At 47.0% G+C, this 21385-nt stretch carries 18 protein-coding genes and 1 pseudogene; 14 read left to right on the top strand and 5 right to left on the bottom strand.

The window, feature by feature from the left end; all coding sequences use genetic code 11:
• Nucleotides 1-11 precede the first annotated feature (11 nt).
• From MHB85_RS24375 to MHB85_RS24345, 7 genes are all read left to right on the top strand, one after another.
• A complete protein-coding gene (locus tag MHB85_RS24375) occupies nt 12-311 on the top strand; it encodes a DUF1292 domain-containing protein (RefSeq protein WP_017686820.1) in 300 nt (99 codons plus the stop codon).
• Nucleotides 312-626, top strand: a complete 315-nt coding sequence (locus MHB85_RS24370) for a DUF1292 domain-containing protein (protein WP_047844066.1) — start codon at nt 312-314, stop codon at nt 624-626. It abuts the gene before it with no gap.
• Nucleotides 627-702: 76 nt separating this feature from the next.
• Nucleotides 703-1743 carry an endolytic transglycosylase MltG gene (gene mltG, locus MHB85_RS24365; protein WP_197997794.1) on the top strand — a complete coding sequence of 347 codons (1041 nt, stop codon included), beginning with the start codon at nt 703-705 and terminating at the stop codon, nt 1741-1743.
• 14 nt (nt 1744-1757) lie between these two features.
• Nucleotides 1758-2687, top strand: a complete 930-nt coding sequence (locus MHB85_RS24360; protein ID WP_091020431.1) for a peptidase U32 family protein — start codon at nt 1758-1760, stop codon at nt 2685-2687.
• A gap of 17 nt (nt 2688-2704) precedes the next feature.
• A complete protein-coding gene (locus tag MHB85_RS24355; protein WP_076252944.1) occupies nt 2705-4033 on the top strand; it encodes a peptidase U32 family protein in 1329 nt (442 codons plus the stop codon).
• A gap of 235 nt (nt 4034-4268) precedes the next feature.
• On the top strand, nt 4269-6557 hold the full coding sequence (locus MHB85_RS24350; protein ID WP_445739042.1) for a methyl-accepting chemotaxis protein: 2289 nt from the start codon (nt 4269-4271) through the stop codon (nt 6555-6557).
• A 122-nt stretch (nt 6558-6679) separates the two neighbouring features.
• Complete coding sequence (locus tag MHB85_RS24345; RefSeq protein WP_341073846.1) at nt 6680-8491, top strand: peptidoglycan D,D-transpeptidase FtsI family protein; 1812 nt, start codon at nt 6680-6682, stop codon at nt 8489-8491.
• Here MHB85_RS24345 and MHB85_RS24340 read toward each other — a convergent pair.
• Nucleotides 8470-9666, bottom strand: coding sequence for an AI-2E family transporter (locus MHB85_RS24340; protein ID WP_091020423.1), 1197 nt, complete (start codon nt 9664-9666; stop codon nt 8470-8472). The two genes, MHB85_RS24345 and MHB85_RS24340, sit on opposite strands and share 22 nt — an antisense overlap.
• Before the next feature lie 174 nt (nt 9667-9840).
• On the opposite strand from MHB85_RS24340, the gene MHB85_RS24335 reads away from it, so the two are divergent.
• Entirely contained in the window at nt 9841-11244 is a 1404-nt protein-coding gene (locus MHB85_RS24335; protein ID WP_105601809.1) for a polysaccharide deacetylase family protein, read from the top strand.
• An 85-nt stretch (nt 11245-11329) separates the two neighbouring features.
• Here MHB85_RS24335 and ilvD read toward each other — a convergent pair whose 3' ends face one another.
• From ilvD to MHB85_RS24320, 3 genes and pseudogenes are all read right to left on the bottom strand, one after another.
• Nucleotides 11330-13015, bottom strand: a complete 1686-nt coding sequence (ilvD, locus tag MHB85_RS24330) for a dihydroxy-acid dehydratase (RefSeq protein ID WP_036616973.1) — start codon at nt 13013-13015, stop codon at nt 11330-11332.
• 316 nt (nt 13016-13331) lie between these two features.
• Nucleotides 13332-13574 (bottom strand): annotated as a pseudogene (locus MHB85_RS24325) (KGG domain-containing protein); the annotation flags it as partial.
• Between the two features lie 123 nt (nt 13575-13697).
• Complete coding sequence (locus tag MHB85_RS24320) at nt 13698-14738, bottom strand: acyltransferase family protein (protein WP_341073845.1); 1041 nt, start codon at nt 14736-14738, stop codon at nt 13698-13700.
• 222 nt (nt 14739-14960) lie between these two features.
• Between MHB85_RS24320 and MHB85_RS24315 the strand changes: the two genes are divergently transcribed.
• From MHB85_RS24315 to mgrA, 6 genes are all read left to right on the top strand, one after another.
• Nucleotides 14961-15926, top strand: a complete 966-nt coding sequence (locus MHB85_RS24315) for a sugar kinase (protein ID WP_341073844.1) — start codon at nt 14961-14963, stop codon at nt 15924-15926.
• A gap of 88 nt (nt 15927-16014) precedes the next feature.
• Nucleotides 16015-16680: a bifunctional 2-keto-4-hydroxyglutarate aldolase/2-keto-3-deoxy-6-phosphogluconate aldolase gene (locus tag MHB85_RS24310; RefSeq protein ID WP_017686833.1), complete on the top strand. Its 666-nt coding sequence runs from the start codon at nt 16015-16017 to the stop codon at nt 16678-16680.
• Nucleotides 16681-16773: 93 nt separating this feature from the next.
• Nucleotides 16774-17538, top strand: coding sequence for an alpha/beta fold hydrolase (locus tag MHB85_RS24305; RefSeq protein WP_105601804.1), 765 nt, complete (start codon nt 16774-16776; stop codon nt 17536-17538).
• Between the two features lie 64 nt (nt 17539-17602).
• A complete protein-coding gene (locus tag MHB85_RS24300; RefSeq protein ID WP_341073842.1) occupies nt 17603-18370 on the top strand; it encodes an HAD family hydrolase in 768 nt (255 codons plus the stop codon).
• Between the two features lie 28 nt (nt 18371-18398).
• Nucleotides 18399-19139: an NAD-dependent protein deacylase gene (locus MHB85_RS24295; RefSeq protein ID WP_091020412.1), complete on the top strand. Its 741-nt coding sequence runs from the start codon at nt 18399-18401 to the stop codon at nt 19137-19139.
• Between the two features lie 77 nt (nt 19140-19216).
• Nucleotides 19217-20224 carry an L-glyceraldehyde 3-phosphate reductase gene (mgrA, locus tag MHB85_RS24290; RefSeq protein WP_091020503.1) on the top strand — a complete coding sequence of 336 codons (1008 nt, stop codon included), beginning with the start codon at nt 19217-19219 and terminating at the stop codon, nt 20222-20224.
• A gap of 81 nt (nt 20225-20305) precedes the next feature.
• On the opposite strand, the gene MHB85_RS24285 is transcribed toward mgrA, so the two are convergent.
• Nucleotides 20306-21280, bottom strand: coding sequence for an AraC family transcriptional regulator (locus tag MHB85_RS24285; protein WP_341073841.1), 975 nt, complete (start codon nt 21278-21280; stop codon nt 20306-20308).
• Nucleotides 21281-21385 lie beyond the last annotated feature (105 nt).

Genomic DNA, 21385 nt, shown 5'->3' with positions numbered 1-21385 from the left:
GGGGATCAACAATGGCTGAAGATCAACTGGGTATGGAAGAAGAAGCGGAAATTATTTACATTGCGGATGACGAGGGTAATGAAGAGGAATTTGAAGTCATCATGAAGTTTGAAGTAGATGGTTCGGAGGCCAAGTACATGATGGTTGCTCCGGTTGAACCTGAAGATGGCGAAACGGATGTATATGCATTCCGTTATGAAGAAGAGGGCGACGATATTAAACTTTTCGTCATCCAAGATGATGCCGAATGGGATATCGTCGAGGAGACGTTTAATACATTTCTTGCTGAAGATGAAGAGGAAGCGAACTAAATGACGGAATATAGCCGCAAAGACCTGAAATGGACAGATTCACTGCGTCTGGCATTCGGTGCTCATGTTGAGCTCGAGGAAGAGAACGGTAAATCACAACCGTATGACTTGTTGGCTGAGTTCGAAGTGAACGGTCAGCAGTACGCGGTGCTCCGCAGTTCGTTGCGACCTTATGACGAGGTTGAACTTCTGCGGGTATCACCTGGAAGTGAAGACCAGATCATGCCAGAGTTAGTTACGATCGACGATGATGATGAGTGGGAGAACATCTCGGAACTGTATGATGAGTGTACACTCCCCATTGACGAAGATTAAATCAGCTTCAAATTGAAGAAACCGGGAGGGCGGAGAAGTCCGCTCTTTTTGGTTGTGTAAAGGAGTTGTTTCTTTTTTGAAAGGGAAAGCAATTGTAGTCATACTGCTTATCATTGTAGTTCTTGCCGGAGGCGCAGGCGGTTACGTATGGAGTATGATGCGTCCTGTGGAAGCTTCTACAGAACCGGTCGTATTCGAGATTAAGAGCGGATCGGGAACTTCGAAAATCGCGGATCAGCTTCAAGAAGAAGGCCTCATCCGAAGTGGGTTAACCTTCAAAGGGTATTTAAAGTGGAAGAAACTAGGTTCTAATTTCATGGCGGGTACATATTCTATGAATCCTGGCGTGACATATGATGAGATTGTTAGCAAGCTGAGTAGTGGTGAAGTTGTACCGGAAGAAATGGTGAAATTTACGATTCCGGAGGGTTATAACGTTCTGCAAATGGCGGGTAAGCTTTCTTATGAGCATGTTGTCGATCGGGATGAATTTATCAAGCTGGCTAATGATCCGTCTGCCTTCGACGTAGATATCCTCAAAGATATTCCAGTGGATGAAGAACTTCGCTACGTATTGGAAGGGTATCTGTTCCCGGAGACATATGAACTTAAAAAAGGAAGTTCAACGCATGATGTGATGCAACGGATGCTGGAAGAATTTCAAACCAAGATCAATTCTATCCCTGATTTGGAAGCCAAGCTGCAGGAAAAGAACCTTTCCCTGCATGAACTGCTGACGATTGCATCACTCGTGGAGAAAGAAGTTGTAGTGGACGAGGAACGTGCTCTGGTTGCAGGTGTAATCTACAATCGGATCAATCAGGATATGAAGCTGGAGATTGATGCTACCGTGCAATATCTGCTCGACAGACCGAAGGAGCGATTGTTCTACAAGGATCTGAAGGTGAAAAGTCCTTATAATACGTATCTGAATAAAGGCTTGCCACCAGGTCCAATTGCCAGTCCAAGTCTTCCGTCCATTGAAGCAGCACTAAATCCGGAAGCTTCGGAGTATCTGTTCTATGTGACAAAAAAGGATGGCTCGTCTGGACATCTATTTGCCAAAACGTATAAGGAACACCAGCAAAATATAGCCAAAAGTAAGGCTGCGCAATAAGCGGAGGGGATTATATGAGTAAGAAACATGAACTGCTCGTTACAGCAGCGAATGTGAAAGAGGCAGAAGTGCTGCTCCAGGCGGGAGCAGATGCTCTGGTTATTGGAGATGATCGATTCGGCATGCGTCTTCCAGGCAGCTTTAGCGTGGAAGATACAGCAGAGGTGGTTGCCATTGCAGCCAAACATCAGGCGCGTGTGTATGTATCCATGACTAATCTGATGTCCAACGAACTGTTGAAAGAATTGCCTGAATATGTTCAAGCACTTGGCAGAATCGGTATTGATGGTGTGGAGTTTAATGATCCATCCGTGCTGGCTACCATGAAGGAATACGCTCCACATGTGAAGCTGCACTGGAATGCGGAGATGACTTCAACGAACTATGCGACGGCCAACTATTGGGGAACCAAGGGCGCTAGTCGTGTTGTGCTTGCCCGTGAGTTGAATATGGACGAGTTGACGGAAATGGTTCCTTTTTTGAAGGTGGAAGCTCAGGTTCAGGTGCATGGTATGACGAATATTTATCATTCGAAGCGCAGTCTGGTGCAAAGTTACATGGCTCATCAAGGGCGGCCGGTTGAGGGACATCTGGGCAAAGAGCGGGGATTGTTCCTGATTGAGGCTGAACGCCGGGATGAGAAATTCCCGATCTATGAGGACATTAATGGCACACACATTATGAGCTCTGAGGATATATGTATCCTCGAAGATCTCCATCTGTTGATGGAGGCGGGTGTGCACAGTTTCAAAATTGAAGGTATGTTAAAATCACTTGCCTACAATGAAGCTGTTGTACGTGCATATCGGACAGCGATTGACAGTTATGTAGCCGATGCTGATGCATATGCGTTCTCTGAAGAGTGGCTCGCTGAGGTGCGGAAGTTACAGGACCCTGAACGTGAATTGTCGTTTGGATTTTTCTATAAAGAACAAGTGTATTAATAGATGAGGTGAACAGAATGGAAACAGTGGCGGTACAGCGGAAGTTCTCGGGTAAACGTAACCGTCTGGACAAACCGGAGCTGCTAGCTCCGGCGGGTAATCTGGAAAAACTGAAATTTGCAATTCATTACGGTGCAGATGCTGTATATATCGGTGGACAGGCCTATGGACTGCGTTCCAACGCGGATAACTTTAGCTTTGAAGAGATGCGTGAAGGTGTGGAATTTGCCAAAAAGTATGGAGCCAAAGTGTTTGTAGCGACAAACATCTATGCACATAATGAGGATGTTGAGGGTATCGAAACATACCTGCAAAACCTCTATAATGCGGGAATCTCTGCGATCATCGTAGCTGATCCAGCTATTATTGAAGTAGCCCTTCGTGCTGTGCCGGGCCTTGAGGTACATCTGAGTACTCAACAATCCACACTCAACTGGCAAGCCGTGAAGTTCTGGAAAGATGAAGGACTCCCGCGAGTTGTTCTCGGACGTGAGACCAGCTTCGAAGAGATTGAAGAGATCAAGGCCAATGTGGATATTGAAATTGAAGCCTTTATTCACGGGGCAATGTGTTCCTCGTATTCCGGACGTTGCGTGCTCTCCAACCATTTTACGGATCGGGACTCCAACCGGGGTGGCTGTTGCCAGTCTTGTCGCTGGAAGTATGATCTGTTCGAGGATGCCAGAGAAGATACGGTGTGGGTCAGCGAAGAGGACATGCAGATGAAGGCACCTGCGCCATTCAAACTGGGTGAGAATCAGCTTCCTCTGTTCCAAGAACAGGATAATTCATTCTCCATGGGATCTAAGGATCTGTGCATGATTGGTCATATCCCAGAGTTGATTGATGTGGGCGTGGACAGTTTCAAGATCGAAGGACGTATGAAATCGATCCACTACGTGGCAACTGTGGTTAACGTGTACCGTCAAGCTATTGATGCCTATATGGCCGACCCGGAGAATTATGTTCTGAAACCTGAATGGGTTGAAGAAATGAACAAAGCTGCGAATCGCCCGCTGAATACCGGGTTTTTCTATGATACACCAGACCATGAAGATCATATCTATGAGCCGGAAGAAAAGGCCGTGCCTTTTGACTTCGCTGGATTGGTCATGGGGTATGATGCCGAAACAGGAATGGCAACCATTCAACAGCGCAATCACTTCAAACCAGGACAGGAAATTGAATTTTTTGGTCCGGGAGGTCACTTTTTCAAACAGGTGGTCGGCGAAATACAGGATGAAGAAGGCAATGTTCTAGATGCTGCTCGTCACCCGTTGCAACTGATTAAAATGAAGGTGGATCAGCCGGTTTCGTATTTTGATATGATGAGAAAAAAGAAATAGGTTGAAATACCTACAATGTGGCAATATTGTATTATGATTTAACAAAATAATGTTATGAAATCAACATGTAGGACCTCCGCTTATCGGCATATGGGGGTCTTTTTTTTATAGAAAAATAGGAATAAAGTTGTAAAATATTTCTGGGATATGAAAGGGGAACGAAGAAAGCTGTCGAATACTACATATTTATAGGGGAGAGAAAGAAAAATCCAACAAGTAAATAACTGGCAGGTGAATGGGAATGGTTCAAAAGAAGCAGAAAGACAGTGGGGAGCAAGTGACAAAATCCGAGCAGGTTAATCCTGAGCAGGTTCAGAAAGTGAAGAAAGAAAAAGTAGGTAAAAGTAAAATTAAAGGGAATGGGAAAAAATTACTTAAGTTTGACCGTAGTAAATTGAAGCTGGGCTGGATCAAGACCGATTGGGTAAAAAAACAATTAAAAAACCGGGATTGGAAAAACCTTGGAGGGTCTTCTTTCAAACAAATTAGGAAGGCAAATCCGGTTAAATCCGTAGGGGTTAAACTGTTCTTGATCTTTTTTGCGGGGATCATGATTTTTGTAGTGAGTTTAGGTCTATTATCCTATTCAAAAGCCAAGGGTACGATAGAGAAAAATGCTTCGCGTGCCAATCAGGAGACCATTGATCAGACCAAACAAAAAATGGACATTATTTTGGAGAGATTTGTGGATACATCCACACAGATTTTCTTTGATCCGGAAATGCAGTCCTTGTTACAAAAAATGTCAGATCAAAATCTGACTGCGTATGATACATTCATAAATTCAAGTTCGATCAATAAACAATTGTCCAATATTGCATTTACGAATAAATCCATGGAAGCGATTTATTTGGTACCTACGGACGATACAAAGTCCATTATGGGTACCGGTAGCAACAGTTCATCCATGGGCAGCATTCGCCAGGAAGCATGGTACAGTGAGTTGATTGAGGCGGGCGGTTATCGCTGGCTTCCAACGGAGATCAAGGAAGATGGCTCAACGCCAACGTTCAGTATTGCACGTTCCATGAAAAACCTGCAAGGGACTACTCAGTCGTATGTTCTGGTTATTGAACTGAAACTGGAAGTTCTGGAGGAACAATTGAAATCGCTTGATCTGGGGCCGGGAGCTATTCTTCAACTGATTGCTCCGGATAATAAAGTGGTGGCATCCTCCATCTCGGATGGTACGGGACAAGATACAGAGCTTGCATTTGTCAAAGAGTTGACCGAACCAGCAGGTAGTACGAATACGGAGTATATGGTAGATGGCAAATCTACTGAAATGCTGGCTGTATACAGTACGATGGATACATCCAATTGGAAACTGGTTGGTATGATACCTACCTCTGTTTTGGTTCAGGACGCAAAAGGCATTCTGACTCTGACCCTTTGGATGGCGCTGATTGATGCGGGGATTGCAGTATTGATCGGGATCTGGATGGTGCGTATGATCGCTCGTCCACTCGGCAAATTGAAAGACCTGATGCAGGAAGGTGCGAAGGGTAATCTTAAAGTTCGTACACCATATAGCTCCCAGGATGAAATTGGTCAGCTCTCGACCGCCTTCAATCTGATGATGGAGCAGATTACTAAGCTGGTTGAACAAACCAATCGTTCTGCGCAGGAAGTATTGGATACGGCCTCTGAGCTGAGCAGTGCATCCAAGAAAACGGCTGTGTCTGCTTCGGAGATTGCCGTAGCTACAGAAGAGATCGCAGGCGGTGCAGGCAGTTTGGCAACCGAAGCGGAACGTGGCAATGAATTAACGGACAATATCTCTCGTCAGATGCAGAGTGTAATCGCTGCTAATGAACAGATGGGTGATTCTGCTCGTCATGTAGAGAAGTCCAGTCAGACAGGAACACAACATCTGAATCAGTTGATGACCAAAACGCAGAAGACAGAAGAAATGATTGGTGCCCTGGTGAATAAGGTTGATTCGCTGAAAGAGAGTACGTCTTCTGTTCTGAAAGTGCTTGAAGTGCTGCAAAACATAACGAAACAGACAAATATCCTTTCCCTGAATGCAACCATTGAAGCAGCACGTGCCGGTGCAGCCGGACGTGGATTCATGGTGGTGGCTGATGAGGTTCGTCAGCTTGCGGCTCAATCCAGACAATCCATTGAGATGGTTGGAGAGATCACAGACAAAATCATGACCGAAATGAATGAGACCGTGGATGCTTTGTCTGCAGCCTATCCGTTATTCAAGGAACAGATGGATGCGGTTAAAGACACCAACGTCATCTTTGCTTCCGTGCAGGAACAGATGGGTGCATTTGTGGAACGTCTGGGCATGGTGACAGGTTCTATTGGAGATTTGAACAAATCTCAAGGTACATTGTCTGAAGCCATGAGCAATGTCAGCGCTGTAGCTGAAGAATCTTCTGCAACGTCCCAAGAAGTAGCTTCCTTGAGCAGTGAACAGCAGAATATCAGTAACCAGCTGGTCAATCTGTCTGGCAAACTGGAGAATGTGTCTACTGAACTGAAAGAAACCTTGTCACGCTTCACGGTGTAACAAGTCAAGGTTGAAATGAGGAGAACCTGTCCCACACATGGGACAGGTTCTCTTTTTGTTTACCGGATAATTCCAAGCCATATCAGCAATAATATGTCAAAACGACAAAAGGTGAGAATGAGATGCATCTCCTTGCGAAACGGCGAATCTATATAACTTGTATTCTTCTAACTCTTGTCTTTGGATTACTTATATTACGATTGGGATGGGTTCAGATCGTTCAGGTGAATCAGACGATGCCTGGATTTGACCGAACGGTACGTGAAATGTCTGTATTGCAGCGTGAACGCGGGGTGATGCTTGACCCGGGGCGGGGACAATTTACGGATTACAAGGGTGAGGCGTTGACTGGTAAGCTGCAATGGGGACTGGTTCTTTTTCCACAGGCAGTGCCATTAGAGAAATTACGCAAGCAAGGGGCATTAGAAGGCTCCGAGATGATACAGTTGGCAACTATATTACATACCGATCCGGATCAATTGAAGAAGGAATGGAATCAGGAAAGTATACCTCATTTCTGGACAGCAGGTACACATCAGCCTGTTCATTTGAACGCTGCTCAGGTGGAGCGCCTACGTAGTTTGCACCTGCAGGGAGCTGGCATCTATCCGATGATGACAAGGTACCTTCAGGGGCATACAGGAATGCAGTGGATGGGTTATCTGGCTGAACAGCCTGAGTCCTCCAAAGTTCTAACTGGGCATCAGGATGAAGTAAAACAGCCATTTGCCATGAAATCAGGAGCAGCTGGACTGGAGAGGACACTTGAACCGCTGTTAAGGGGAATTGGCCCTACGCTTGTATCACGCATGGTCTCGGGGGGTGGAGAGATTATCCCTGATATTCAGCCGCACGTCATTGCACCAGCAAATAGCCATTATCCTTTACGTGTGGAAACCACTGTGGATGCTAAGTTACAGCGTGGGTTGGAGGAGTTGACGCAAGAATCTGGATTACAAGAAGGGGCCATTGTTGTGTTAAATGCCGCTAACGCAGATGTTCGCGCCATGATCTCCCGCCCTTTCTATCAGCCACAACATGTTAACCCCAAGCAATCGGCCTGGGAAAATCGTGCAGTACAGGGAGCCATCCCGGGTTCCATTTTCAAAATTGTCACTGCGGCCGCTGCGTTGGAATACCATGCGGTTTCTAACGGAGAAGAATTCCATTGCGGTGGTGAGTACGGAAGATATGGGCTGTCTTGCTGGAAGGAGCATGGGCATGGAAACCTGAATCTGGAGCAAGGATTCGCTGAGTCTTGCAACATCGTATTTGCGGAAACGGCGCGCAGGCTTAGTATGGAACAACTGGAGAACACGGCTGATCGTCTGGGACTCGCGCGTCCGATTGGCTGGGAGGGGAAGCAGATGGCAGGAATGCCCGTGTTACGACACTTTGATCATGAGGATCAAGGGCGTGTGAGAACAGAGGCTGTTACTGGTGCTGATGAAGGTGCGAAAATACAGACATCAATCGGTCAGCGCGATGTCTTGGTCACACCGCTGCAAGCTGCCAATCTGATCGTTACATTGTTACATGATGGAAAGGTTAGTGCCCCACGTCTCGTTAAACGTATCCCATATGCGGATGGTGGCACCATGCTGGAGATGCCCTTGCATGATTCACCTTCAGCCGCAGGACAGATTGCTCCCGCAACAGCGCATAAACTGTTATCCTGGATGAATAAGGTAGTCCGTGAGGGAACAGGAAAATCCCTGCAGCGTGCGCGGTGGCATGTTGCAGGGAAATCAGGTACAGCTCAGGTACAGAAACATGGAGAGAAGCGCAACAATCAATGGTTCATTGGTTATGGACCGGTAGAACAACCCAAATATGCTGTAGCTGTTCTTGTTCAAAATGTCTCTCCTGACAGCCAACATCAGGCGACAGCACTCTTCAGGAAGGTGATGGACTACTTGGCTGAGTCCTCATGATTCTTCGCAGGAACGGGACGTTGTACAGTAGATTCGGCAGAATTGGATGAGGCCTTATTAACGGGTGGATCCATTACTAATGGAGAGGATTCAAATTCATCTTTTGGCAGGTGAATCCACTTTTGCAGGTACCCTTGTTGTAACAGTTCTTTCAGAAGGATCAGGAGCACTGGAGATAACACTACACCAGCCAGGCCAAAGATCGACAGGGAGATCAGCATAAACGAAAGCATCAAGTACGCCGAAGATACACCAATCGAGTTACCCGATATTTTCGGTTCCAGCAACTGCCGTGTCAGCATCGTCACTGCCAGAATCACAATCAGACCAATCGCCAGGCTGCTATTGCCAATAATGAATAAGTAGACGATCCATGGAATAAACACAACAGGAACGCCAAGCAATGGTACCAGATCAAAAACGGCACAGACTGCTGCAATGGTAAAGGCATTAGAGGTTCCCAAAATCAACAAACCTGCATAAATCAATACAAACGTAATGAGCATCATGATCATCTGTGCCTTCAAATACGAGCGGATTGTCTTGAACACGTGATTACGCATGAATTCAATAGCTAACTTTAATGTTTTGGGCGTCTTCGCACGGGCGAACTTGCGCCAGGATTCAATCTCGATACTGAGAAAGAAGGCCAGAATAATCGCAATTCCGAAGTTCGTAATAAACGATGAGAACGAACTGAGGAAGCCTACGACGAATTGCGCTCCGCTCGTTACCCATTTGGACAGGAACCCGGTCAGTGTTGCAAAATAATCATTCGCTTTTTCCATAACTCCATCAGGGAGAGCATCTGACTTGTCCTGAATGAATAACACCAGATTGGTGAATTCACGTTGTATCATTTCAATGTATACGGGGAAATTATCTTGAAGATTGGAAATTTGTGAAATGATAATCAAGCCTACCCCAAAAAAGGCAGCAACAATTAATGCAAGAAACAACAAGACAGAGATTGCGGCCCCAAGTGTCTTGGGCAATCCTTTGCGATGTAAAAATTTGGCCAGCGGTTCAATCATCCAATACACAATGAATGATAGAAAGACCGGTGCAGCCACATGGTATAATTGACTGAAACCGTACATGATCACATACACGGTTAATACGAGCAACGCGATGTCAAAGACAGTTCGCCCGTATTTTTTGTAAAGCGGTAGCATGGACATGGCTCCTTTGATGGCAATAATTAGATTGTATTTATTGTACACGATAGCTATCTTTTTGGGAAAACAGGATTCAAGAAAAGTCTGAACTATGATAAAATTAAAGGCGGTTTATTTTAGATAGTGCCATTGTGCATCGTAATTCAGCAGGAGAAGTGGGGAGCTTGCAACATGACAACGATACTTCAGAGTATTTTACTGTGGTTATTGTATCTTTCATCTTTTTACGCCTTTATTCCAAGTTTGATCAGCAGGCTTTTTGGTTTTCGTGTATTCCGACGGGGGAGAAGTGATACACAATTTGCTTTAACGTTTGACGATGGGCCAGATCCGCACTATACGCCGAGATTGCTCGATCTGCTTCGTCAGCATCAAGCAAAAGCCACATTTTTTGTCGTTGGAGAACATGCCGCGAGTCATCCTGAACTCATTCAGCGCATACATGACGAAGGCCATCTTATTGGCATTCATAATTATATTCACAAAACGAACTGGCTCATGCGGCCGCGTACGGTTCGTGACCAGATTCAGCGAACAGGTCAGATTATCCATGAAGTAACCGGCGTGAAGACTTGTTATTATCGTCCACCATGGGGGATTATGAATCTGTTTGATTTTTTCAGCAAGAAAGAACGAAAGATTGTACTATGGTCTTCCATGTTTGAAGACTGGAGAAGCCGAGTAGGTGCCCAGAGATTGACTGAACGGATGCTGAAGGAACTGAGAGGCGGAGAGGTCATGCTGCTGCATGATCGAGGAACGACCCTTGGTGCTGATGCACACGCGCCGGAGCAGATGCTTCAGGCGCTGGAACTCGTATTACAGGAAGCTGAACGGTTAGGCCTGCAAAGCGTACGCGTTGATACGTTGATGGGAGGTGTTACAGTGAGCGAATCTCAGAACAAGAATCAACCACAGACAACGTTGAAGTTATGGAAACGAATCGTTGTTGCCTTATGGTTGGGCTGGGAGAAGTTATTCCACTGGGTATATCATCTACGGACAGCTTCGCCGGAGGACCCAATGCTGCACTTCAGATCACGTGTATATCACGGAGCACGGGTGGAGATGAATGACGGCCATGTTATTCAAAATGGAGATCCGGTGATAGAACTGCATTTTGACAATCAGAAGTTGTTTGAACTGGGAGTGACGTCACGTTCCAGTATGCATTTGGCTATTCGCATGATTCGGACGATGGAACAGCAATTGCCGGATTTGGCACGCCTGGTAGCACTCGAACCTGAGTTACGCTCTGCCAAAGCGATATACGGTGTGAGCATGATTAACAGAGGTCCGGAAAAATTCGGATTTACCATTCAAGAATTGCCCCCTGGACCGTTCAGTGCTGCATCCAAAGTATACCTGAAACTGCTCTTAAGTGTGATCCATCCGGCAGGAACCAAACGTCTGAAACAGCGTACAGAACAATTGGTACCCAAGATGATTGCCATGCCGCTGGATATATTGTTGGAGCGTTACGGTCAACATACGACGCAGGTGGCAGCAACGATGGAAGAATCCAGAGATGAATCGTTGTTAATTGATCAAGAGATATTGCCAGAGCGGAACTAAACGGACTAATTATATCATCCAGCAAAAGAAAAGGGTTGCCCTTCGCCAGATTTGGCAGAAGAGCAACCCTTTATTTATTAGTGAATTAGATACTCAGTACGCCACCGTTGCTTGCATTGGTAACCAGTTTGGAATAACGAGCCAGGTAACCGGTTTTTACTTTCGGTTCAAAACCTTTCCAACCTGCGCGACGACGTTCAAACTCTTCGTCACTGATGTGCAATTCGATGATACGGTTGTTCAGATCCAGCTCGATGATGTCTCCTTCTTCAACAAAGGCGATTGGACCACCCTCAGCTGCTTCCGGAGAGATATGTCCGATACTAATTCCGCGGGATGCTCCAGAGAAGCGTCCATCGGTGATCAGGCCAACTTTGGCACCCAATCCCATACCTACGATCTGGGAAGTAGGAGCCAGCATCTCAGGCATACCTGGTCCGCCTTTTGGTCCTTCATAACGGATAACAACAACATGTCCTTCTTTTACTTTGCCGTTAGCAATACCTTCGAGCGCTTGCTCCTGGGAGTCAAAGCAGATGGCAGGACCTTTATGGTATCCACCAACCGAAGCATCAACTGCACCAACTTTGATGATAGCGCCTTGTGGTGCAAGGTTACCAAACAATACAGCCAGGCCGCCTTTTTCGGAATGCGGGTTATCCAGGTGATGAATGACATTTGTATCCTGGATTTCTTTTCCTTCAACGTTCTCACGGATTGTTTTACCTGTTACTGTAATGCAGTCACCATGAATTGCGCCTGGTTTTTTGAGCAATTCGTTCAGCACTGCACTTACGCCGCCTGCATTATGAACGTCTTCGATGTGAAGATCGGAAGCAGGTGCAAGTTTCGCCAGGTGCGGAACGCGGTTAGCTACTTCATTAATACGTTCGATTGGATACTCGATACCTGCTTCATGAGCCAGTGCCAGCGTGTGCAGTACTGTATTCGTAGAGCCACCCATCGCCATATCCAGTGCAAACGCATTATCGATCGCTTCTACAGTTACGATATCACGTGGTTTCAAGTCCATTTTGATGAGTTCCATCAATTGGGTAGCGGATTGTTTAACAAACTCACGACGCTCAGGAGCAACGGCAAGGATGGTTCCGTTACCTGGCATAGCCAGTCCCATCGCTTCTGCCAGACAGTTCATGGAGTTTGCCGTAAACATACCGGAACATGATCCACATGTTGGACAGCCAAACTGTTCAAGTTCAAGCAAGCTCTTATCATCGATTTTACCTGCTTGGTAAGCACCTACACCTTCAAATACGGAAGTCAGGGAAAGAGCTTTACCATTGCTGTCACGACCAGCTTTCATTGGTCCACCACTTACGAACAGGGTAGGGATGTTTACGCGAAGCGCACCCATCATCATGCCTGGTGTAATTTTGTCACAGTTCGGGATACATACCATGCCGTCGAACCAGTGTGCAGATACAACGGTTTCCACGGAATCCGCGATAATGTCACGGCTTGGCAGCGAGTAACGCATACCAATGTGTCCCATGGCAATACCATCATCTACTCCGATGGTGTTGAATTCGAATGGAACGCCACCGGCTTCACGAATAGCATCCTTTACAATTTTACCGAATTCCTGAAGGTGGACGTGGCCGGGCACGATATCGATGTATGAGTTACATACGGCAATAAACGGCTTGCCGAAATCCTCTTCTTTAACGCCCGCTGCGCGGAGCAAACTCCGGTGTGGTGCACGGTCAAAACCTTTTTTGATCATATCGGAACGCATCTTCTTGGCTGACATGGTGTATTCCCCCCAAATATATAATATTGAGCAACATGAATGGAAAAGTAAATGGCAGTGCATCTGTCGTTTAATTTCATCCGTACTCTAAAAAAAGGACCGGCATGCCGGTGTCGAGCTCCCCGTAGTTTTTGAAATTCTTTGCTGCTTTAAACCCGTGAACACCCGGTTTTTCTATTGAGTCTATCACAACCGTCGTCATATTTCTACAAACAATAGAAAGAAGCCTCAAACCATTTTCATGGAATTAGACTTCTTGATTTACGTGAAAGCTATGATCATGTTTCGATGTGGCAAGCGGAATTCATGAGTTGCTTCCGCCTTTGCGTCCAATCTCACGATAGAATTCCTTATTATGAGTTTCGGAGGTTGCTTCGCCGCCCTTGCGACCAATCTGCTTGTAAAAGTCAGTGTCATGGGCATCTGAAGTCGCTTCTCCACCCTTTTTTCCAATCATCTGGTAGAAGCTTCGATCATGGTTCTTGGAAGTCGCTTTGCCACCTAATCTGCCAGCTTCCTCACGGCTCATCTTGCGTTCTGACGTCGGTTGACGTGCCATTACAAATCACTCCTTACAACGATAAGTTGTTTTTTGTAGCGCGTATCCCTAATTTACCACCTTATTTCCAGCCTGAAACAACACAGCAGAATAGAATCGATGGTGAAGAGATCCGTCAGAGCGTTAGGCCGATCGTTTAAACACCTCATGTCGATTGAAAGAAAATCGGGATATATCCGGTTCAATCAAGGGTTTGAACGTGTGACGCACAGCCGGCAGAGCCAGTGTGACTGCGAAGAGTATGGCAATGACCAGTATGACTGGAATATACGCCGAGCTTCCCATATAACTGTAGACTCCGGACCAGATCGCGAGACGAACGAGAAACCCATGCAGCAGGAATACATAGAGTGTGCGTCGTCCAAGGTCCGTCAGTCTGGAAGTCAAGGAAGGTACCCAGGCCAAGAACAGTGCTGCCGATGCGATCTCCAATAGGTAGACTCCAAGTCGGAAGATGCCGGCATACCATTCGTGGTGACCCAGTTCGGCGTACGTCATGCTGCCGAGTAACCATCCGGTTGAAATATTCAAACCCCCATACCCGATCCATACCAACAGTGCAGCAGAGAGGATGGCTGCGGTTTTTCGACCCCAACCGGATAATAAACGTGAACGGATGGTTGTTCCATAGTCATAACCGATGACAAAGAACGGCAGAAATACAAACGTACGGCTGAAGCTGAGCCAGAACCCGTCGATGGGCAAATACCCGGCAATTATACCAAGCGTAATCGATCCAATCAGCCGATATATCGGTTTCCAGGAAATCGTCAGACGAAGCAACAGTCGCCAACAGAAATGACTCGCGAGAAACCATAACAGCAAGTAAGGTGCAAAGAAGGATAGCCGCATATGGGGTGTGTGGAATACGGTAAAGTCCATCAATGCGTATAAGGACTGAAACAGTACATACTGTAGTGCAATCTGCTTCAGGACGTTTCGCCCAGATGCACCCTGGAGTGAGTGTGTCGCAAAATACCCGGTCACCCATACAAAGAGTGGCATGTGAAACGTATATATCCACAGGAACAGAGCTTCCGCTCCTGCAAAACGTGTGATGAGTGGTTCAAGTGCATTACCAGCCAGGACACAGACGATAAGCATAAAGCGCAGATTGTAAAAGAAAGATTCCTGATCATCCCGGATCAGTGTCTGATTTTTCATGGTGTAGCCCCCTTATAGACCCTGGTTGCCAGGTCATTTGCATCTGTAATAAGGGTAATATGGATGTGCATTATCTATTGTGATTTAATTCACATTAGTAAGCGTTATCTTTTCTCAAAGCTGTGACAACAAAATGAACGCAACGGGATTGACAACGGTTGCATAGAGGATGACAATAGAAAAAGAAGATGAGGGAATGTAAATATAAGGAGGGAAGAAATCATGTCAACGAGTCCCTATCCAAGCCCGGAAATTATTACGTTTGGGGAGAGTATGGGTTTGCTGACTGCCAAGGATACAAGAGGGCTGGAATATGCAGCCACACTGGACAAGTCTTTCGGGGGTGCTGAGAGCAATCTGGCTATTGGCGTATCCCGCCTGGGGCATACCAGTGGTTGGTTTGGACGCTTGGGCAATGATCCGATCGGCAGTATGATACTGAAAGCCATTCGCGGTGAAGGCGTAGATGTATCCCGGGTAAGGTTGAGTGATCACGAGCCCACTGGTTTGATGATTCGTGAGAACGCTTCCGGGAAAGCCTCGGTGCATTATTATAGGAAGCTATCTGCTGCAAGTGCGATCACACCTGATGATCTGGATCCCGACTATATTGCCGGGGCGAAGATATTGCACGTTACGGGTATAACGGCAGCGATAAGCCCGTCCGGACTTGCTACGGTAGAGGCTGCTATACATATTGCCAAACAGGCAGGGGTGAAAGTAAGCTTTGATCCAAATCTGCGTCTCAAACTATGGTCTGCGGATGAGGCCCGTCCGGTTTTACTGCGTTTAGCTGAACTGGCGGACTACTTTTTACCGGGTCTGGACGAGATGAAACTTCTATATAACGAAGAAAATGATCAAAAAGTACTTGAGCGTTTATCTGCCATGAATGCTGTGTGCATTGTGAAGGGTGGCCCTGATTTGACCTACGTATTAGCGAATGGTACCCTAACTGAAGTTCCGTACTTTAAGGCGGATAATGTTCTGGATACGGTAGGAGCAGGAGACGGATTCTGTGCGGGATTTTTATCGGGTTTATTAAAAGGATACTCCCCGCAGGAAGCAACCCGTCTCGGCAATTTGACCGGTTCCATGGTTATACAGGCTGTTGGCGATTGGGAGGCGCTCCCGACGTGGGGGCAGGTCGAGGCCAAGCTGAACAACGTTGCCCATGTTGAGCGTTAGTCGCTGCTGAAATCATATATGGCTCATCTTCGTTCTTAAATGTAAGGCTTGTATACACAACCACCACATTGACAAGGGAGAGAATGAAATGAAGAAGCTTCAGCTGTTGCAAAAGATTACGGACAATGGGGTTGTGGCAGTTCTGCGTGCAGATTCTGCGGATCAAGTCATTGCCATGGCCGAGCAAGCGATTGCGGGTGGCATTAAAGTTATCGAGATTACGATGACAGTACCCAGTGCACTCAAAGCCATTGAAAAATTAAGCCGTGTATATCATTGGAACACACAAGATCCAGAGAAATTCGCGATTATTGGTGCGGGAACGGTGCTTGAACCGCAAACGGCAAGAGCGGCCATCATGTCGGGTGCCGAGTTTGTAGTTGGGCCTTCCCTGAATCCGGATACGGTTCAGATCTGCAATCTGTATCGAATTCCGATTCTGCCTGGTGTGATGACGATTGCTGACGTTCAACGCGCATTGGAACTCGGCGTGGACATTGTGAAGTTGTTCCCAGGTAATCTGTATGATCCTTCGATTATCAAAACGATGAAGGGCCCTATGCCTCAGGCTAATTTTATGCCAACTGGCGGGGTATCCTTGTCTAATCTGGGAGATTGGATCAAGGGCGGAGCAGTGGCTGTAGGGATCGGCTCCGACTTGACATCGGAAGCTGTGAAGACGGGTGACCTGAGTCATGTCCGTCGCAAAGCGGAACAATATATGGATGCTTACCGTAAGGCCAAGGCTGAATAATATTTTTTAATTCGTAGAAGGGGAGCCTGATGAATGAGGGCTCCCAATTCTGTGAGCCGCGGCACCTGCGGAAGTGAAGAAAGGTGATTAACGTTGAGAAATCGGTATAATACAGGGCGCAAGAAGAGGGGCATCGGGAAATTCCTGCTCGTACTTCTGGCGCTCATTGTCATTGGATGTGGATTTGTTGCGTGGAAATTATTCACACCATACGGTCCACAGGAGACAGCTCAAACAGCTATGGAAACAGCCAATAAGGTGACGGTGAGTGAACAAGAGAACTGGATTGATTTTGTGCCAGACAAACCGACGGGGAAAAGTGTGCTTTTCTACCCTGGTGGACTGGTAAAACCGGAAAGTTATGCACCACTTGCCCATGAGCTGGCTTCTGCCGGTCATCACACGATTATTGCCAAGATGCCAGTTAACCTGGCAGTGCTTAAGCCAAACTTGGCAGATGAGATTCTGGCAGCATATCCAGAGGAACAATTTGTTATGGGTGGACACTCTCTCGGCGGATCCATGGCTGCACGTTATGTAGCCGTGCATCCAGATGCACTTCATGGGATCTTCTTCTTGGCATCTTACCCGGATGAAAAAGGAAGTCTGTTGACATTGGGTCTACCTGCCTTATCCATTCTGGGTACTAAAGATGAGGTTGTGAATATGACCAAGTATCAGAGTGGACGGATGTATTTGCCCGCGGAGACGGTGTACTACACCATTGAAGGTGGAAACCACGCCCAGTTCGGTGATTATGGTCATCAAAAAGGGGATGGCGAGCCGGAAGTGAGTGGAGAAGAACAGCTGAATCAGACCGTCAAGACGGTACTGGCTTGGTTAAGTACCATCGAGTAGATCTTGATTATTCTGCATTAAGGGTTGAATGCATTGATAGCATAACTTGATGGAGGTGATATGGATGACCATGCTTAAAGTGAATGGAGCGCAGATCCCATGTAAAGCTATCCTGTTCGATAAAGATGGAACACTGCTGGAATTCCTCCAGCTATGGGGGCCGTGGGCAGAGACATTGCTGAGTCAGTTACAATCACGTATGAATGAGCTTGGAGCTTCATTTACGGTTGAACTGGAGCACGTCCTGGGCACCATTCATAACGCAGAAGGTCACATTGTCGGCTATGATCCGCAAGGTCCACTTGCCATTGCGACTGTGGATGAGTGCACGGGATTGCTTGCCGGGCAGTTATATGCAGCAGGCTTGCCATGGAATGAAGCGATCACAACGATACGCCAATTTTCAAGTGTGGCCATGAAATCGGTAAGAGAGCGCAAATCGGCTGAACCGATGCCAGGATTACTTGCTTTCTTACAGAGTTGCAGGGCAGCAGACATACCTCTGGCAGTTGTCACTTCAGACAGTACAGCGGCAGCAGAAACACATCTGGATTGGATGGGGATACGTTCCTTTTTCACCTCCATTGTGGGCTGTGATCGGGTGACCCAGGGCAAACCGGATGGAGAAGCAGCACTCTTGGCTTGCCATGAATTACATATCGATCCTGCGGAGGCCGTTGTAATTGGAGACAGTAATGGGGATATGCAGATGGGGCGTCACGCAGAGGTATCCTATACGCTCGGTTACTGTCCGCAGTTAGATCAAGGATCTCACCTGGTTGATGCACATGCCATTATTCGTCATTATAATGAGATAAGTGTGATTATATAAGTCACTCTGGCCAAAAGGAGGAGAGAGGATGAACGTAACAGAACAACTGGCTGCCTGGATTCAGGAAAGCTCCCGGATTGTTTTTTTCGGAGGGGCCGGAACTTCAACGGAAAGCGGGATTCCCGACTTCCGCTCGGCTGCGGGTCTGTATCAGACAGAGCAGCATTCGCCTTATCCACCGGAAGAGTTGTTAAGCCGACATTTTTTTGATCAGCATGCGGATATTTTTTATGATTTTTATCGAGGCAAAATGCTTCATCCAGATGCGGAACCTAACGGGTGCCATCGACTATTGGCTCGTCTGGAGAAGGAAGGAAAACTTCAGGCAGTGATCACGCAAAATATCGATGGACTACATCAGAAGGCAGGCAGCAGCAATGTCCTGGAGCTACATGGCTCAATTCATCGTAATGCCTGCATGGATTGCAAGCAGTTTTATGCACTGAATGATATTATACAATCCCAAGATACCGTACCTCGCTGTACCGCATGCGGTGGTGTTATCAAGCCGGATGTGGTGCTATACGAGGAAGAGCTGGACCAGACAACATTGTATCGCTCTATTGATGCATTGTCTTCCGCAGACCTGTTACTCGTGGGCGGCACGTCACTGACGGTATATCCAGCAGCCCAGTTAATTACGTATTTTCAGGGAAAACATACCGTTCTGCTCAATGCTACACCTACCGCTTACGACAGCAGGGCGGATTTGCTGATTACAGAGCCGATTGGTGAGGTAATGAATCATGTGGACCAGCTTCTTGGTTAAACGTATGGACTGAATAACCGCATTCTCCGGTGTTGACCGGATCAGGAGGCGGAACCTGGGGAAAGAAGGGATTCATGATGGTCTACGTAGCAAGCGATACTCGCTATGAAACGATGAAATACAACCGCGTTGGACGTTCGGGTTTGAAACTGCCAGCGATTTCACTGGGGCTGTGGCATAACTTTGGCGGTATCAATAACGCTGAGAATGGCCGAAATATGATTACCCGGTCATTTGATCTGGGTATTACACATTTTGATCTTGCCAACAACTATGGCCCACCGGCAGGTTCGGCAGAGCAGTTATTTGGACAGGTACTGGCCCAGGATCTGAAACCTTATCGTGATGAACTGGTGATCTCCACCAAAGCGGGTTATTATATGTGGCCTGGGCCGTATGGCGAGTGGGGTTCACGCAAAAATCTGGTCTCCAGTCTGAATCAAAGCTTGAAGCGTATGGGCCTGGATTATGTGGATATTTTCTATTCACATCGTTATGATCCCGAAACGCCTTTGGAAGAAACGATGATGGCACTGGATCATATTGTTCGCTCGGGCAAAGCCCTGTATGTAGGGATCTCCAACTATCCCGCAGAGCAGACAAGACAGGCTGCCGAAATTCTGAAAGGTCTGGGTACGCCCCTGTTAATCCATCAACCGAAATACTCGCTGCTGGACCGCTGGATTGAAGATAGTTTGCAGGACGTGCTGGATGAGTATGGAACAGGCAGTATTGCATTCTGTCCATTGGCACAAGGTGTGCTCACGAACAAATACTTGAATGGTATCCCGGAAGACTCACGTGCCAAAGGACCGTCGGTATTCCTGAATGAAAACAACATCTCTCCAGAGACGCTCCGCAAAGTGCGTGCGCTGAACCAGATTGCAGCAGCCCGTGGTCAGAGTTTGGCCCAATTTTCACTCTCATGGGTGCTGCGTAATGGCAGGGTAACTTCTGCGCTGATTGGCGCAAGTCGTCCTTCCCAGATTGAAGAGAATGTGGCTGCGCTCAGTCAACTGGATTTTTCTACAGAGGAATTGGAACGGATTGAATCCATTCTGTCTCCGGAGCCAGATGACAAATAAATAAAGTGCAAAAGGTGCATCTTAGCCATAATGGCGGAATGCACCTTTTTTTGTTGTACGTGGTTCCGTCCGTTATGTTGCTCACCGTTTGATCTGTTGAGCATTTTTCTGTAAACCCTGATGTAGTGAACGGGACAGTATTTTCTCTCGATACAAGCTGGGCGCTTCACCGTGAAATCGTTTGAACTGTTTGGAGAAATACAGCGCGTCTGGCAGTCCGACCGATGCAGATACCTGTTCGATGGACAGATCTGGGCGTCCTCTTAGGAGTTGGCGCGACTTGTCGATCCGCAGTTTTAGCAGATACGTGACTGGCGACAGTCCGGTTTCCTGTTTGAAAATACGGGATAGATAGGCCCGGTTGTACCCAAGACTCGCAGACATTTGTTCAATGGAGACAGGATAGGCATACTGGGTAGACATATATTGAATCATTTGTTTCACCGTACGTCGGATGGAGGATTCACCGGGAATTAAGGTTTGGCCCTGCGAAAGGTGATTCTGTGCTTCGGCTAGAATCATATATAACGTACCCAGTGATGTGAAATGGGAGCTTTCTTTGCGCTCGGCAAAAGCATCCTGCATCACGGATAACCAATCGGAAATTCCACAAGAGGGTCCGGCATGAAAAACGGACTTTTCCGGGCGGAATCCTGCCTCCTCGGCATACTGGGCAGCCTGGCTGCCCGTAAAGGCGATCCAGCGGTATTGCCATGGGTTACGGGCGTGAGACTGGTAGCTCACCAGCTGTCCGGGGTGAATGAGGAAACAATCACCTGCGGATAACTCGTAGGTGTGCAGTTCGGTACGGAACGTACCCGCCCCTTTTTCTACATAATGCAGCAGATAATAATCAAACAATTTAGGGCCGAGGGCGTGACCCGGAAGGGTCTGGCTTGCTCCGGCAAACAGGACATGCAGTGCGCCTTGCTCATAATAGACGGGATTGGAGGCAACCGAATAACTGAGTGCTCCACTTTTACCGGAAGGTGACTCCTGTATTTTTTCGGTAGAAGATGCAAGGGATTCTTTCTTGGGGTTGGATTGATCTGACATGGTCGTTTCCTTCTTTCCGGGATGCTCCGATCATTATACGCCTTAAGGTCACATTTATCCATATGAAACACACATGGTTGCATTACAAGAGGCACCGCTTTCTTA

It is taken from the genome of Paenibacillus sp. FSL K6-4396 (genome assembly GCF_038002525.1).
Classification (GTDB): Bacteria; Bacillota; Bacilli; order Paenibacillales; family Paenibacillaceae; genus Paenibacillus; species Paenibacillus amylolyticus_B.
This window is presented reverse-complemented; position numbering and strand designations above follow the sequence as displayed.